The organism is Bacillus sp. FSL K6-3176 (assembly GCF_038003325.1).
Taxonomy (GTDB): Bacteria; Bacillota; Bacilli; order Bacillales; family Bacillaceae; genus Bacillus; species Bacillus altitudinis.
Window position 1 is genome coordinate 1,865,127 of the sequence record NZ_JBBOOX010000001.1, and the last position, 16,325, is coordinate 1,881,451.

Annotated in this window: 14 protein-coding genes and 2 pseudogenes; 4 read left to right on the forward strand and 12 right to left on the reverse strand. The window is 41.5% G+C overall.

The features are described 5' to 3' along the window. Window positions 1-12: 12 nt before the first annotated feature. From MHB38_RS09615 to MHB38_RS09630, 4 genes and pseudogenes are all read right to left on the reverse strand, one after another. The gene (locus MHB38_RS09615) at window positions 13-1,611 is read right to left on the reverse strand and encodes a T7SS effector LXG polymorphic toxin (protein ID WP_076821593.1); all 1,599 of its coding nucleotides are present in this window, start codon (window positions 1,609-1,611) and stop codon (window positions 13-15) included. A gap of 302 nt (window positions 1,612-1,913) precedes the next feature. Continuing rightward, entirely contained in the window at window positions 1,914-2,387 is a 474-nt protein-coding gene (locus MHB38_RS09620) for a GNAT family N-acetyltransferase (RefSeq protein WP_017359536.1), read from the reverse strand. A gap of 118 nt (window positions 2,388-2,505) precedes the next feature. After that, a pseudogene (locus tag MHB38_RS09625) lies at window positions 2,506-2,646 on the reverse strand (DUF6262 family protein); the annotation flags it as partial. Between the two features lie 35 nt (window positions 2,647-2,681). Beyond that, window positions 2,682-3,101: a MarR family winged helix-turn-helix transcriptional regulator gene (locus tag MHB38_RS09630; protein ID WP_052320523.1), complete on the reverse strand. Its 420-nt coding sequence runs from the start codon at window positions 3,099-3,101 to the stop codon at window positions 2,682-2,684. Window positions 3,102-3,271: 170 nt separating this feature from the next. Here MHB38_RS09630 and MHB38_RS09635 point away from each other — a divergent pair. Continuing rightward, window positions 3,272-4,790 (forward strand): annotated as a pseudogene (locus tag MHB38_RS09635) (MDR family MFS transporter); the annotation flags it as partial. A 43-nt stretch (window positions 4,791-4,833) separates the two neighbouring features. Here MHB38_RS09635 and MHB38_RS09640 read toward each other — a convergent pair. The 5 genes from MHB38_RS09640 to MHB38_RS09660 form a co-directional block, all read right to left on the reverse strand. Then, window positions 4,834-5,703: a class II fructose-bisphosphate aldolase gene (locus MHB38_RS09640; RefSeq protein ID WP_025207447.1), complete on the reverse strand. Its 870-nt coding sequence runs from the start codon at window positions 5,701-5,703 to the stop codon at window positions 4,834-4,836. Between the two features lie 2 nt (window positions 5,704-5,705). Next, window positions 5,706-6,164 carry a PTS sugar transporter subunit IIA gene (locus MHB38_RS09645; RefSeq protein WP_017359532.1) on the reverse strand — a complete coding sequence of 153 codons (459 nt, stop codon included), beginning with the start codon at window positions 6,162-6,164 and terminating at the stop codon, window positions 5,706-5,708. Window positions 6,165-6,179: 15 nt separating this feature from the next. Next, complete coding sequence (locus MHB38_RS09650) at window positions 6,180-7,595, reverse strand: PTS fructose transporter subunit IIC (RefSeq protein ID WP_341003198.1); 1,416 nt, start codon at window positions 7,593-7,595, stop codon at window positions 6,180-6,182. A gap of 12 nt (window positions 7,596-7,607) precedes the next feature. Continuing rightward, entirely contained in the window at window positions 7,608-8,522 is a 915-nt protein-coding gene (gene pfkB, locus MHB38_RS09655) for a 1-phosphofructokinase (protein WP_017367375.1), read from the reverse strand. Between the two features lie 130 nt (window positions 8,523-8,652). After that, a complete protein-coding gene (locus MHB38_RS09660) occupies window positions 8,653-9,429 on the reverse strand; it encodes a MurR/RpiR family transcriptional regulator (protein ID WP_007499235.1) in 777 nt (258 codons plus the stop codon). Between the two features lie 160 nt (window positions 9,430-9,589). Here MHB38_RS09660 and MHB38_RS09665 point away from each other — a divergent pair, with 160 nt between their 5' ends. After that, window positions 9,590-10,996: a phospholipase D-like domain-containing protein gene (locus MHB38_RS09665; RefSeq protein ID WP_202734413.1), complete on the forward strand. Its 1,407-nt coding sequence runs from the start codon at window positions 9,590-9,592 to the stop codon at window positions 10,994-10,996. A 12-nt stretch (window positions 10,997-11,008) separates the two neighbouring features. Here MHB38_RS09665 and MHB38_RS09670 read toward each other — a convergent pair whose 3' ends face one another. The 3 genes from MHB38_RS09670 to MHB38_RS09680 are packed head-to-tail and all read right to left on the reverse strand — an operon-like array spanning window position 11,009 to window position 12,641. Further along, window positions 11,009-11,494, reverse strand: coding sequence for a DMT family transporter (locus tag MHB38_RS09670; protein ID WP_017359528.1), 486 nt, complete (start codon window positions 11,492-11,494; stop codon window positions 11,009-11,011). A gap of 21 nt (window positions 11,495-11,515) precedes the next feature. Next, complete coding sequence (locus MHB38_RS09675; protein WP_025207452.1) at window positions 11,516-12,202, reverse strand: Crp/Fnr family transcriptional regulator; 687 nt, start codon at window positions 12,200-12,202, stop codon at window positions 11,516-11,518. Window positions 12,203-12,215: 13 nt separating this feature from the next. Then, window positions 12,216-12,641 (reverse strand): DMT family transporter, encoded by a 426-nt coding sequence (locus MHB38_RS09680; RefSeq protein ID WP_008343684.1) that lies wholly within the window; start codon window positions 12,639-12,641, stop codon window positions 12,216-12,218. A 212-nt stretch (window positions 12,642-12,853) separates the two neighbouring features. Between MHB38_RS09680 and MHB38_RS09685 the strand changes: the two genes are divergently transcribed. Both MHB38_RS09685 and MHB38_RS09690 read left to right on the forward strand, forming a co-directional pair. Further along, window positions 12,854-14,281 (forward strand): aldehyde dehydrogenase family protein, encoded by a 1,428-nt coding sequence (locus MHB38_RS09685; protein WP_202734412.1) that lies wholly within the window; start codon window positions 12,854-12,856, stop codon window positions 14,279-14,281. Window positions 14,282-14,494: 213 nt separating this feature from the next. Further along, window positions 14,495-16,306 (forward strand): assimilatory sulfite reductase (NADPH) flavoprotein subunit, encoded by a 1,812-nt coding sequence (locus MHB38_RS09690; protein ID WP_202734411.1) that lies wholly within the window; start codon window positions 14,495-14,497, stop codon window positions 16,304-16,306. Window positions 16,307-16,325: the final 19 nt, after the last annotated feature.

The following is a 16,325-nucleotide window of genomic DNA, read 5'->3' on the forward strand; positions in this document are numbered from 1 at the left end:
TTTCATACCTCGTTATTCATTGTAATAGATATGGTGATCACCATTTGGTCCATATATATTTGAATATCTTTCTTTTTTAAAATCATAATTAAATGGATCTGCACCCTCTTTTGGTTTCCCTGCGTGAGTGTGTAATTTTCCATCATTAGTATGTTGCACTATAACTCTTTTCCCTTTTGGGGTATCAAATTCATAGTACCGGCCATGGTGAGTATGGTTAGAACTGTACTCATAATTACGATATTCTTGCCCTTTCTTAAAAACATTATCTCCTACTTGCCATTGACGAGTAGGCTGTTGAGACCTAGGTATCCCCCCTAAATCCTTAGCGTGTCGCAAAGCCCTTTTTCGATTAAATCCTTCTGGACTTTGAGAACTTAAACCTATCTTCCCATGAAACCCTTTTGCCCCAAACGGCAAAAGCATCCCCAGCGCCGCATTCATACTCGCTTCCTGTTGTTCTTTCGAGATCTTATTTCCAAACATATCTCGACCCGTAATCGCTTCGCTGAAGCCGTTTGTTGCGGTGAGGCCATATAAGCCTTTTTGAGACGTTTTCAGGGCGTCAAAAGACTTCTGTGATGTCTTGTAAATGTCGACCGCTCTGACTGCGGCGGACGTGGCTTGAGTCGTTTTATAAACGGCTTTACCGCCTTTGAAAATACGTCCTGCCCATCCGACGATCGGGATGTAGCCTGCTGCTGCCATGCCGCCTGCGGCGACTCGCTGTCCTGCGGTGAGTTCTTCACCTGTGATCGGATCGACACCTGTTGCGGCACGTTTTGCATCGTTCACGCCTGTCAGCTCATTAACGATATTCCCACCGTAATCAAGAGCTTTTTCATACCACGGACGGTTGGCGAGCGCTTCCTGTTCCTTTGCGATCTCGCGAGCTTCTTCTTGATCTTTTTTGATTTTTAGATATTCAGAAGTTTGCTTCTCAATATCGCTTTTTGCCTTGTAGATTTCGCTCTTTTGATACGCTTTCTTGTCAAAATTCATAGGCGAAATGGATTTTCCGTCATTTGTGGCATTGATCATTTCTGCGTACAATGCCATTGTAGCTTGCTGCTCCGTCTCTGACAAAGCATATTCATCTTTTAAATTTTTATCAAGCTCTCTTAGTTCTTTGACCGTCTTTTTTCGTTCATCTTCCGCATCTTCTATTTTTTCAGCAAAGGTTTGGCTATCAAATACCTCTAGGGAAATGAGGTCATCAATATCTTGAAAAATCGTTTTGAGTGCCTGTTTTTGATCTTTCACAATGCTTTTTGCATTCTTGATGCCCATATGTACTGCATTGTCTAAAAAGTGTTCCTCTATAAAGGTATCGCCGCCAAAGCTCGTATCATCCAGTGTCCCAGAAACACCTTCATGAAAGGCTTTTTGCTTATCAATAAAGCTAATAAACATGTCTACATTTCCAGCGAGTTCTTTATAGAAGCTTTTAATGTTATCGGCACCTTTTCCAGTGAAATCATCACCGAGGTTGGCAACACCTTGTAATGCCTTTTTTAAATCTACCATTTGTTCGCGGAGTTCCTGATAGTGTTTTGACCTTGTATCCATGGCACTGGTTAGTGCTTTTGCATCAAGTATCTTCCCCAGCAGAATTCACTCCTTCCTATTCATTGACAAGGTCAATTTTACCAACACAAGGAATGTCATGAAATAGGAATAAAGATACAAAAACACCTTCTATTTAATCAGAGAAAGGTGCGTTTCTTCAAAAAACGGACACCAATCAAGGCATTTTAAGTGCTCAATGATCAGCGTCCGCAGGTTCTTCTTTCTGGACAACATATTCGGTTCATTTTTCTTGTCTATTAAAGGGTATAACATATTTTATATAACGAATATGTTATACCCTTTCTTCTTAAACTAACGCACCTGTTAGCATAACAAAAAAATGATTATTTTATTTTTTTTAGCATTTTAAAATTAGCCAACTTAACCCCCTTTTTTTCCACAGTTTGTGAACAAACAATTTTGTAACCTAGATGTTCAAAAAATGGCTTAGCTGTGATACTTGCTTCGGTATCAATTTCTAAAAGCTTTAGTTTCTTTGCCTCAGATTCGAGCATATCAACTAAAGCTGTGGCTATACCTTGTCCTTGATAATCTTTATGAACGAATAGTCTATCTAAGTACCCGGTATGCGTTAAATCGCTAAAACCAACAACTTTACCATTCACTTTAGCAACAAATGTTATATTTTGACTCAATGATTCCTTCCAAGAATTCATTTTAGATTCTTTTTCATCTCTTGGTGCCCAAGCATCCAATTGTACTTGGGAATAATCTTTTGAATTTACGGAATGAACTGTTTCATAAAACAATGAAATAATCTCTTTTGTATCAGTTTCCTTAAACTTTATAATCTCCACTTTCTGTTATACCTCCCCTTTTTAGGATAAGCATCCTAATATACTTATCATTATTTCAGCAACTTCTTCTTGCGCTATACTGCTCCGTTAGTTGAAGGAGGGTGAACGTTGTTCTCTCTTATAAATTTTTATAGACATCTGCATATGCTACTTTCAGTTGCTCTCTTAATTGCCTATTTTCCTCTTCCAACTTTTTGTTTTTTCTTTTTAGAGATGCAATGAGAGCATCTTTGTTGTTTTCGTTCATTTCTCGCTTTACTTATTTCGGTATAGTTAACGCATCAGTGTGCTTTCTTACGATTTAGACTTAAGCAATTGCAGCTCTTGATCCATTATTTCAGCTGCTTCTGAAATGAATTGAATGATTAAATCTAATTCTTCTGGTTTGTATTCGTTTGTGAGCTGTTTGGTTGATGCTGATAAGGATTGGAAGAGTTCTTTCACCTGTGATTTCCCTGCTGTTAATGGGACAATGATGACTCTTCGTTTGTCCTTTGGGTCTTTTTCTCTTTTTGCGTAGCCCGCTTTTTCAAGCCGGTCAATGAGTGCTGTGACTGCACCGGAGCTAAGGCCTGTTTTTTCACTTAATTCCCCCGCTGTGAGGGGGCCGAGTTCGTTTAATAGATCGGCGGATTTGAGATCTGTTGGAAAAAGGCCGAGCGATTGAGCGGCTGCTTGGTGGAATAAAACGGTTCGTGTGGCGAGGCGCCTCATTGTATGTATGATCTGGGCTGCTCTGTCTTCAGCCTCGTTCTTTATTGACAACTTGTTCTCCTCCCTTTAAAATCAATTTATCTTGATCATCAAGATAAATGTTCTCTTACTTTATGGTTAAGTTGATCATAGCAAAAATAATGAGAGAACGTAAGCAGGAGGTAAATGAAATGAATCACGTGGATAAAGGCAAGGCATCCACTCGCTTTGTTGTCATCGGGTTGCTGTTAGGGATTTTTATGGCAGCGATGGACAACACCATTGTCGCAACAGCAATGGGAAGCATCGTCGCCGATTTGGGCAGTTTTGATAAATTTGCTTGGGTGACTGCTTCTTACATGGTGGCAGTGATGGCCGGTATGCCGATTTATGGAAAGCTTTCAGATATGTATGGTCGAAAGCGTTTTTTTCTGTTTGGACTTATTTTCTTTTTAATTGGATCTGCGCTGTGTGGCATCGCACAAACAATGGATCAGCTCATTATTTACCGTGCGATTCAAGGACTTGGAGGCGGTGCTCTTCTTCCGATCGCTTTCACGATTATCTTTGATATCTTCCCGCCAGAAAAGCGCGGGAAAATGTCCGGTATGTTTGGTGCAGTTTTTGGTCTATCCAGTGTATTAGGACCGCTGTTAGGAGCAATTATTACGGATTCGATCGGCTGGCATTGGGTGTTTTATATTAACGTACCAATTGGTATCGTCAGTGTATTCTTAATCGCCAAATTTTATCAAGAATCGCTTGAGCATCGCAAGCAGAAAATTGACTGGTCAGGTGCCATTACACTTGTCGTTGCGGTTGTCAGTTTAATGTTCGCCCTTGAGCTTGGCGGTAAATCGTATGCATGGGATTCTGTTCAAATCTTGACACTATTTGCTGTGTTTGTTGTCTTTGGCACCATCTTCTTCATTGTTGAACGGAAGGCAGAAGAACCGATTATTTCATTTTGGATGTTTAAAAATCGTTTGTTTGCGACATCTCAAATTTTGGCGTTTTTATATGGCGGGACGTTTATTATTCTAGCTGTCTTTATTCCTATCTTCGTCCAGGCGGTGTACGGTGAATCTGCAACAAGTGCCGGGTTCATTTTAACACCGATGATGATTGGTTCCGTGATTGGCAGTATGATTGGTGGAACGATGCAGACGAAAGTACCTTTTAGACGATTAATGACCATCTCTGTGATTTCATTTTTTGCTGGGATGCTGCTGCTTGCCAATATGTCGCCTGATACAGCAAGATTGTGGCTTACGCTCTTTATGATGATTTCAGGTTTTGGCGTTGGATTTAGCTTCTCCCTTCTGCCATCTGCTTCAATGAATGATCTCTCTCCGCGCTACCGCGGCAGTGCGAATTCTACCAATTCGTTCATGAGATCACTTGGGATGACTTTAGGCGTGACGATTTTTGGAACGATTCAAACCAATGTCCTGACAAATCGTTTAGCAGATGCTTTTAGCGGAATGAAAGGAGCTTCTTCTCCAGTTGGTGATCCACAAGCCATTTTTCAAGAGGGGGCACGCTCACAAATTCCGCCTGATATTTTAAATAAAGTGATTGATGCGATGTCACAAAGTATTACGTATGTATTTATGATTGCTTTATTCCCGATTGCACTTGCGGCGATTACGGTCATATTTATGGGAAATGCACGAGTACGTACATCAAATGAAATGAAAGAAAGCGAATAATGTGAAAAAAGCAGAGCGATGCGGCTCTGCTTTTTTTCATCTTATTGATATAAAAGTTGGGCTTTTCCTTCACTGCCAACGATCTTTATTTTAGATGTGACCATGTCTTTGGCTGCTTGTTTTGCTTTTTGTAAATACATACGCGGATCTAAGCTTTCAGGTTCGTTTGAGAAATGATCACGAATCGCTTCAGAGTATGCATTTTTCAATTCAGTGGACACATTGACCTTTGCCATACCGAGTGCGACACATCTTTTGACATCCTCATCTGGTACAGCTGAACCACCATGAAGGACAAGCGGCACATCGACAAGCGCTGCAATTTGTTCAATGCGGTCAAAGTCGATATCCGGCACCCCTTTATAAATGCCGTGGGCCGTGCCGATCGCAGGTGCTAAAGTAGGTACACTAGTTTCTTCTACAAATTGACGGCATTCTGATGGAATGGCTTTTTGAGCATCCTTTTCATCCACGACAATATCATCTTCTACCCCGCCTACCTTGCCTAACTCGGCTTCTACATTTACACCTACTTTTAAGGCAAGGTCCACCACTTCTTTTGTGCGGCGTACATTTTCTTCATATGAATGCATGGAAGCATCGATCATCACGGATGTATATCCTGCTCGTATACAAGTAAGAATTACATCAAAATCAGTGCAATGATCGAGATGAAGGCCGATTGGGATTTGGTATTGATCCGCTGCCGCCTTTACTGTATCTGCAATGGCTTTTGCACCAAGCGATTGGACCGTGCCAACCGTTGTTTGCAAAATGACAGGTGATTTTAATTCAGCTGCCGTTTCGAGTACCCAGTAAATACTATCAAAGGAATGTACATTGAATGCGACAATTCCGTATTTTTCTTTTTTTGCTGCTTCAAGCATAGGTGTTGTGGAAAGTAAAGGCATGGTCAAACATCCTCTCTCGTCAAAATATCTGTTTTTAATACAGCGAGCATTTCTTCATTTGTTCTTGTTTCGAGCAGTTTTTGCCGTTTCATTTCATCCATTAATCCGCGTGAAAGAGCAGAAAGTGCTTGTAAGTGAGTGGTCCCTGCTTCACTTTTTGGAATGAGCAAGGATAAGAAGAAAAAGCAAGGCTTCCCATCAAAAGCGTCCCATTCGATTCCGGTTTCTGTACGGACGATGACGAGTGCCGGTACTTGAATGGCGTCTGACTGTGTATGCGGAATGGCAAATCCATCTTGAAAGCCGGTTGTACTCAGAGCTTCTCTTTCAGCTAGTCCTTTTTTGACAGCCTCAGGAGATGTGCAAATCCCTGCTTCAGAGGCAATGTCAGCTATGGCTGCAAAAACGCCAGCCTGTGAAGAAGCTGTTTCATGTAGATTCATATAAATATGTTCCATCATTTCTCTTCCTCCCTATTAAACTGCGGGTTTGTCTATTTTCTTGCGGTAAAGTCCGTATAGAATCGCACCTACAAGTGAGCCGATGAGTATGGAAAGCACCCACTGAAATGCGCCTGTGACGACTGGAAGGACAAGGAATCCACCGTGCGGAGCAGGAACCTGTACGCCAAAGAGATACGTCAATATAGCAGAGATGGCGGAACCAAACATGATAATTGGCAGGACAACGACTGGGTTTTTGGCTGCAAATGGAATGGCTCCTTCGGTAATATGAGTCGCTCCGAGAATATAGTTGATCATCCCAGCATTTCGTTCTTGTGGTGTGAAATGTTTTCGGAAAATCGTTGTGGCAATCGCAATGATAAGCGGTGGTGTGATACATGCTGCTGACACCCCTGCCATGAAGTAAAGGTTACCTTCTGCGAGTAAAGCCGTTCCTGTGACATAGGCTGCTTTGTTAAAAGGTCCTCCCATATCAAATCCACACATGGCTCCAACAATTAAACCTAAAAGCAATGGATTTGTGGATTGAACTGATGAGAGAAAATCCATTAATGAATGATTTAGCCCTGTGATTGGAACTAATAGCGGGGTCATGACAGCCCCAATTAAGAAAATACCGATAACAGGATAGAGGAAAATTGATTTTAATCCGTCAAGTGATGCTGGTAATTTTTGAAGCAGGAATTGAAGAAGTACGATGATATACCCTGCTGCAAAACCTGCGATAATACCACCTAAGAATCCAGCGCCTCCATCGTTTGCAAGCAGGCCGCCGATAAATCCGACAACCATCCCTGGGCGTTTGGCGATTGAATCAGCGATAAATGCTGCTAAAATAGGCACCATTAAGCTAAAGCCGAGCCCGCCAATGTTTTTCAAGTAGGCAGCGAACGGATGATACGTTTCATGCTGAGGATCAGCTGAGTAAATACCGAATAGAAAAGATAAAGCGATTAAGACACCGCCCCCAACAACAAATGGAAGCATGTGTGATACACCGTTCATTAAATGCTTATAGATGATGTGTATCCACTTATTCGCTGACTTTTGTTGAGCTGATGAAGGCGCAGATGTTTTTTCTGTTCCAGAAGCTCTTCCTTTCACTTGATGAACGGGGGCTTCTCCATTGATAATGCCTTGAATCAGTTCGTTTGGTGTGCGAATACCCTTTGCTACAGGCACTTCAATGAGTGGTTTGCCGTGAAAACGATCTGTATTCACATCTTTGTCAGCAGCGACAATGACCCCATCGGCCTCCAAAATGTCTTGATCCGTTAAAGCGTTTTCAATTCCTACTTGACCATGCGTTTCAACTTTGATGTCGACCCCTAATTGCTCAGCTGCGATTTTTAATGCCTCAGCTGCCATAAATGTGTGCGCAATGCCTGTTGGACAGCCAGTGGCAGCGACAATTTTCTTGCGGCTCATGTGAACTCCCCCTTATATGTTCTGAATGTGTATTTGCTCAATTAATGAATCAATGTCATGTAAATCACTTAACCCTTTTGAAAAGGCGGTAGATGCCCCTGTTGCAATGCCGTAGCGTAAGCATACTTCATGAGGTTGTCCTTCCAGCTGTTTACTTAGGAATGCAGCGAGCATGGCATCACCAGAACAAGCCGTATTTACGACCGTTCCTATTGGTGCATTTCCTTTTAATACGGCTTCATTTGTAAGGAATAGTGCTCCTTCCCCTCCTCGAGAAATGAGTACTTGCTCTGCACCCATCTCGATCAGCTTTCGCCCTGATTCAACGAGTTCTGTTTCTGATAAACGGTGGGTTTTTCCAAAAAAAGCGGCCATCTCTTCTTCATTTGGTTTTAGTAAATATGGTTTGTACTGAAGAGTCTCTAAAACCGCTTTAGAGCTTGTGTCTAATATAAATTTCACGTTGTTTTGATGACAAATAGCGGCTATCTCTGAGAAAATGCTAGCAGGGACGCCTTTAGGCAAACTGCCTGACATAATGAAGATGCTGCCTTTTGGAATGGTCGAGATTTTTTCGCGAAAGGCATCAAGCGCTTTTGCCTCAATAGCAGGTCCTTGATTCACAAGCTTGTATTCTTCTGTTGTGTTAATAAATACATTAATGCGTGTAATCCCATCCACTGGGATAAAATCGGTTTGAATGGAAAGATCTTTTAACGATTGTTCAATATATGAACCTGAAAACCCAGCAATAAATCCTAATGCAGTGCTGGTGAAGCCATATTTCTTTAGCATAATGGAGACATTAACACCTTTTCCATTTGGCTGATAATCCTCATCTTCCGTGCGGTTGACTGTATCTGCCCGCATTTCTTTTAATGCAATATATAGGTCAATAGCAGGATTTAAGGTGCAGGTATAAATCAATTGGTTTCACCTTCTTTCTTTTCTCTAAAGAAAGTATCTCATACGATTCAGTGAAAATGTTTTCAGATTGTGTAAAGGTTTTCACGGTAAAAAGCCTCCCATCATAAAGTGTGGAAGGCTTTTTGAGTGTTTATTTCATCCGAATTACATAGGCGTCTAGTAAAATGCGGGCAATGACATGAAGCGACAGGCGAGACCTGACTTCATAATCTGGGAAGAATGATTGTTCCCCTTTATATCCGACGAGTGTCATATCTGATATTTTACTTAATGTAGAATCAATTCTCGTTGTGACCGTAATGGTCGTGACCTGCTTCATACTGAGGTTTTGGCAGGCTTCCACTAGTTCAGACGTTTCTCCATTTAATGAAACAAAGATGGCAAGTTCGTTTTTATCAATGTCACGCGATTTGAGCCGAATGATATTCGGGTCGTCATGAACTTCACATGTTTTTCCGATGAGCTGCAATTTGATGGTCATCTCTTTGGCAATCATCTCTGAAAAGCCTCTGCCAAAAATATAAATTTTGTCCGCATCGTGGATTTTTTGAACTGCATCCTCAATTTGCCCAATACTTTGCAGTTGAATCGTCTTTAAGACCTCTTCTTCATTTTTTCGAATGGCTAGTTTGATGTCTTCGTCAATATTTTTTAGTTGATCACTATCATCTGTCATTTTCTTTTCTTGTTTCAATCGATATTTAAAGGATGTATAGCCATTGTATCCGATTTTCTTCATCAGTCTGACAATGGTCGCCGTCGACACGTTGGCTCTTTCACTTAATGTGACGATGGATAAGGTGGAGATATCCTCTAAATGCTGGTGAATATAATGCAGTAAATAACGTTCTGTTTCACTTAACGTTTGATACACATCACTTGGTATATTAAATAATGGTTCATTCAATGCGATTCCCCCTTACTCATTTCATACTATAATTAAATGCCCTATGAAAACAAGATGATTCTTTTATCCTGTATTTTTTATTAGAAAGCTGGATGAGTGAAATTTTGTTTTTAACATAAGCTAAGAAAAAGAACGGTTTGTGTGAAAGGAGTTGATCACTGTGCTTCAATTCTTGTTTTTTCTGATCTTTTTATATGTGGTGTATGTATTTTTGACCGCATTTGTCTTGTTTTATTTACCGTTTCAAAAAACTTGTAAAGAACATTGCATCTATAAAGCCTCTTCTATCTCAGGAGACGACCAAGGCATAAATCAAGTCATGCTGCTTGATGACGGGTTTGAATCGGGTCAAGTGAGAGTTCAAATGATTCGAGAGGCTAAAAAGAACATTCGTTTGAGTTATTATTCCATTCAAAAAGGAAAAACCGCCGAATGGGTGCTTGGTGCTTTAATGGAAGCGGCTGATCGAGGAGTAAAAGTTCAGCTGTTGTTAGATGGCATTTGCCATAGCCTGCGTGGACCGCTGAAGCATTTGCGTTATGCTGTGGCGAATCACCCGAATATGGCCATTCGTTTTTATGAGCCTTTTCGTTTGTTCAAGCCATGGACGTGGCATAACCGCCTTCACGATAAGCTTCTTTTGGCAGATGGCAGGGTCGCTGTCATGGGCGGCAGAAATATTGGTGATAAATACTTTGCAGATCAGCCGCCGAAAGACTTTGCATATGACCGAGATGTGCTGCTGTACAACGCCAAAAAAGGAAAAGTATTAGATGAAATGGAGCAGTATTTCGTTTATTTGTGGAATCATGATTTTACGAAAAGAACGAAAGATGTATTTTCCAAAGCAAAAGCGAAAAAAGGAAAAAAGCTAAGAAAACAGCTACTTCGATCTTATCAGGAAGCCATTCGTACAAAAGAACCCTTTGTCACGTCCACATATGATTGGGCAAAAGACGCCATTCGTGCAAAGCAGATTGCATTTTTCACAAATCCAGTGGAACGCTTAAATAAACGTCCGCTCGTCTTGAAAAAGTTAAACGATCTCGCACAGCGGTCAAAGCGTTCGGTTCTGATCCAGACGCCTTATGTCATACCGACACGGCCAATGAAAGACGGACTCACGCCATTACCAAGTGATATTCAAACGACGGTCGTGACAAATTCTCTTACAGCGACACCAAACCCTTTAGCATTTGCAGGATATTTAAGCACGAAAAAGGAACTCATGAAAACGGGTGTTCATTTGTATGAATATCAAGGGCCGTATTCAATTCACGCGAAATCAATGGTCATTGATGATAACTTAAGTATTATTGGAACATATAATCTAGATGCAAGATCCAGCTTTTTAAATACTGAATCGATTTTGGTGATTGATAGTGCACCATTTGCGTTATCTCTTACGGAAGCAATCGAACGAAAAATCGCTTATAGTGTTCTCGTAGCGAAAGATCGAACAGAATATAAAGCAAGCGACTATGGACAGAAAAAAAAGCCTTTCATGAAAAGGCTCCTTTTAACTGGTTTATCTACCATAACGGTTTTATGGCGGCGGTTGATTTAAATAAAAGGGCAGCTACTTTTGTGGCAGCCCTTTTTCTTTTGACTGCTCCTCTTCTACTGGTTCAAACTTGGTTAACTTAAATACGAGGATTCCTGCCACAATGACAAGTACACCTAATAATTTTGTAAAAGAAAATGTTACTTTTTCTAACCCAAGCCAGCCAAGCGAATCAAATAGAAGCGCACAACCTAGCTGGGAGGTGAGAACAATCGAGATTCCATAAGTGGGACCGAGACGTTTGATGCTCTGAACAAGACAGATGACAACGCCTACCCCGATGGCTCCGCTTATCCAATACCAGGCTTCCATATGCCTTAATTGAAACATGCCGGTTCCTTCTAACAAAAGACCCATCAAAAGTGAAGCGATAAAGCCCATTCCTAGAACTAGCGTCGTTGTTGACCAAGAGCCTGTATGCTCATTGACTTTACTATTAAAAATGGTTTGTAAGCTGACAAGTGCCCCAGCAGTGACAGCTAATATTATTCCTATGATCATATATAAGTCCCTTCGTTTCTTCTATTCATAAATGTTGTGTTCTGCTATTTCTAAAAGCCCTTTTTGATCACAAATCGTAATCTTTCCTCTTCGCCTTTCAATCAGCCCTTTTTCTTGGAACTGCTGAATGACCCGATTAATATGGCGGTAGCTTGTTCCAATTAAGCTCGCTGCATCCGTGAGGCGAAGCGTGCGTGCGTGCGCGTCATCATCACCTGTTAAAACAGACAATAAATAGCTTGCAAGCCTGACCTCTACAGGGTATAAAAGGTGGAAGCTTAAATCATTTGATTTTGTATAAAATTTGTTTGTGATGCCCTTGAGCAAAAAGGCTAAAACTCGTGGATCGTCCTTTGCATGCCGCATGAGGGCTTGATGAGAAATCCTGAGCATATGTACTTCTGTAACGGCTTCAACTGTATTGACCATATCTGTCTGCTGAACGTATTCAATATCTCCAATCGCTTCAAGAGGGTTTTTAAAGCAAAGAATAAACGTTTTTCCTTCCTTTGTGGTGGTGAAAATCTTTAATTTTCCTTTCACCAGCAAGTACATATACTCCCTTTTATCCCCTTTTGAACAAATCAGCTCACCTTGCTGATAACGCCACAAGCTCACATGTGAGATGAGTTTTTGATGAAAGACATTCTGTAACTGATGCATCTTCATATAAGAGGAAAAAAGAGATTCATCATGCAGCTCCTCCATCTGATGCCCTCCTTTATAGTTTTAAGATGATGACGCCTGCAATCATTAAAAAGATGCCTGCATAATGGGGCCATTTCATTTTTTTCTTCTGAACACCAAACCATCCTTTTGCATCGATGGCAAAGGTAAACGCAAGCTGTGCGATAAGTAAAGCAGCGATGGTGAGTGTCACCCCAATGATTTGAATGGCAGTGACCTCATTAAAGATAATAATGGCTGCAAATGCACCTCCAATTAAATAAAGAGGCTGCACTTTTTTGTATTCCTTAAAGTGGCCATCCCGTACGATGAGTAAAATGACGAGAGAGATGATAAACCCTGTCAGCTGCGTGATCGTTGCTGCCTGCCACGTCCCGATATCTTGACTAATTCTGGCGTTGGCTACGCCTTGCAGTGTAATACAAGCTCCTCCTAATAATGCGAAAATAACACCTTTCATTCGTTCAAAAGCTCCTTCTTTTTTCAGTCTAGTTCCATTAAATGATAGATGCCCTCATGTTGAAAAGGACATATGTCCCACTTTGCGTATTATATCAGAAACTTTTTCTCATGCAGTTTCTCTGTTTTAGATTTTTCACAGTGGGTACAGTTTTATATCAGCTGAAAACAGAATATTGGATTGCATCACATATAAAAAGGAGACATGTCAGAATGAGAAATCAAGAGAAACACTTTATTAATGGAGAATGGGTCGCATCAACAGGAAACGAAACGACGGAGGTCATTAACCCTGCGACAGAGGAAGTCATTGGCACCATTAGTTTAGGAACGAAAGAAGATTTAGATAAGGCAGTCAAAGCAGCCCGAGCCGCCTTCCCTTCTTTCTCAAAAACATCTCGAAATGAACGAGTAGAAATGCTGGAAAACATTGTGCGCGGGTACGAAAAACGCAAGGATGAACTTGTAGAAGTGATGACAAAAGAGCTTGGTGCACCGCTGAAAGTGTCCGAAGAAGTTCATTACAAAATGGGTTATGAACATTTTTCTAAAGCAGCGGAAGCACTAAAATCTTATACATTTACCGAAGACCGCGGTGGACATACGATTATAAAAGAAGCGATTGGTGTCAGCGGATTGATTACACCGTGGAACTTCCCGACGAATCAGACATCTCTTAAAATTGCGGGTGCCATTGCGGCAGGTTCACCAGTTGTCTTAAAGCCAGCGGAAATTACCCCTTTTGCTGCGATGATTCTTGCAGAAATTATTGATGAAGCAGGTGTACCGAAAGGAGTCTTCAACTTAGTAAACGGAACGGGTGACGTGATTGGTGACGGCATTAGCTCACATCCTGATATTGACTTCGTTTCATTTACAGGATCAGGTGCCGTCGGCTCTAAAATTATGGAAAATGCAGCGGACAATGTGAAGAAAGTAGCACTTGAGCTTGGCGGAAAATCCCCTCTTATCGTCTTAGACGATGCAGATGTGGACGAAGCAGCAGAAACAGCCATTCATCATATTGCGATGAATACAGGTCAAGTGTGTTCTGCAGCTACACGTGTGCTGATTCCAGAATCAATGAAAGACAAGTTTGAAAAAGCGCTGCTGAACGCCCTGCCGAAGTTTACAGTTGGTGATCCGAGAGAAGATCACGCTACTGGCCCGCTTGTTTCTAAAAAGCAATGGGATACGGTGCAATCTTATATTGAAAAAGGAATCGAAGAAGGTGCTACCCTTCTTGCTGGGGGAACTGGAAAGCCAGACAGAATCGATAAAGGGTATTTCGCCAAGCATACCATTTTCACCAATGTGAAAAATGATATGACCATTGCGCAAGAAGAAATCTTTGGGCCGGTCATGAGTGTGATCACGTATCAAGACCTCGATCATGCCCTTGAGATCGCCAACGATACAGTGTATGGTCTTGCCGGGTATGTTGTTGGTCAAGATGAAAAAACATTAAAATATGTCGCTGAACATATTCGTGCCGGTCAAATCACCATTAACAATGCTGAAACAGATTACTTTGCCCCATTTGGCGGTTTTAAGCAGTCTGGTATCGGAAGAGAATGGGGAGACTTCGGTATCGAGGAATATTTAGAAGTGAAAGCTGTGATGGGACTTCCAACGGCGTAAGTCAGGCGAAAAAGAGGAAAACGGTGATCCGTTTTCCTTTTTTTGTGCCCTCTCCCCTATTCATCCGTGTTTTGTCATTAGAAATCTTAATCATGACAATCAATATTATATATTTTACTTAATGGCAAACTTTCGGTAAAGTTCAAATTGAACCTATATATATAATTCCTATCGAATTAATCTATGTTTATATTCCTTGTGAGGTGGATATTGTTGCAACTTCATGTATTGAACAGTCCGTTTAGCCAGGAGCAGGCAGAGTTACTCAATCAGCTGCTTCCGACTTTAACAGAACAGCAAAAAATTTGGCTTACTGGTTATTTATCAGCACAGGCAACCCTTGCCGGATCAGAAGCTGTCGCTCCGGCGCCTTCTGCCGCAGCATCTGTACAGCCTGTGAGCAAAGATGTGACCGTGCTTTATGGGTCGCAAACAGGCAATTCCGAAGGGTTAGCAAAAAAGACAGCCCAGCATCTTGAAGAGAAAGGCTTTCAAGTGACGCTCTCTTCTATGTCCGATTTTAAACCGAATAATCTGAAAAAAATAAACAATTTACTGGTCATTGTCAGCACACATGGCGAAGGAGATCCGCCGGATAATGCCCTTTCGTTCCATGAATATGTTCACGGCAGACGAGCGCCAAAGCTCGATCATTTAAGCTTTTCTGTCCTTTCATTAGGTGACAGCTCATACGAATTCTTCTGTCAGACAGGAAAAGAATTTGACGAACGATTTGAAGAGCTTGGCGGTACACGCCTGTTTGACCGAGTGGATTGTGACCTTGATTATGATGAGCCATTTTCAGAATGGCTTCAAGGTGTTGCCTCTTCTTTGAGTGAAGGTGAAGCTGTATCACTGCCGCAAGAATCAGCGGGAGCCAACAATCAAGCCGTTTCTGAATATTCAAGAACGAATCCTTTTTATGCTGAAGTTCTTGAAAATATCAACTTAAATGGGCGTGGATCTAATAAAGAAACACGTCACTTAGAGCTTTCGCTTGAAGGTTCAGGCCTCGTGTATGAGCCAGGTGATAGCCTTGGCATTTACCCGACAAATGATCCTGCGCTTGTCGACGAACTGATTCAAACATGCGGGTGGAATGAAGAAGAATCCGTCACCGTTCATAAAAATGGAGACACTCTTCCTTTAAAAGAAGCACTCACCTCGCATTTTGAGATCACGGTTTTAACAAAACCACTTCTTCTAAAGATCGCTGCACTGACAAAAAGTGAATCCTTGCATGCCCTTTTAGAAGAAGGAAACGAAGAAAAACTGAAAGAATATATCGCAGGCCGGGACCTAGTAGATGCGGCTCGTGATTTCGGTCCTTTTGAAGGAACCGCCGCAGATTTCACGTCCATTTTAAGAAAAATCCCTGCACGCCTTTATTCCATTGCAAGCAGTCTCAAAGCAAATGACGAAGAGGTTCATTTGACGATAGGGGCTGTCAGATATGATGCGCACGGCAGAGAACGCCAAGGTGTTTGTTCGATTCTATGTGCAGAGCGCCTGCAGCCAGGTGATACGTTACCTGTTTATATTCAGCACAACCAAAACTTTAAGCTTCCTCAAGATCCAGATGCACCGATCATTATGGTAGGACCAGGCACAGGCATCGCCCCTTTCCGTTCATTTATGCAGGAGCGTGAGGAAATGGGTGCAAACGGAAAGTCATGGTTATTCTTCGGTGATCAGCATTTTGTGACGGATTTCTTATACCAAACGGAATGGCAAAAGTGGTTAAAGGATGGCGTCTTAACGAAAATGGACGTGGCTTTTTCAAGAGATACTGAGGAAAAAGTATATGTCCAGCACCAAATGAAGAAACAAAGCAAAGAATTATTTGAATGGCTTGAGCAAGGTGCTTACGTGTATATTTGCGGAGATGAAAAGCATATGGCGCATGATGTTCACAATACCCTTCTATCCATCATTCAAGAAGAAGGTGCGATGAGCAAAGAAAAAGCAGAAAGCTATCTTGCCAACTTACAGCAGCAAAAACGCTATCAGCGTGACGTTTATTGATTTGATGCTTGAAAGAAAG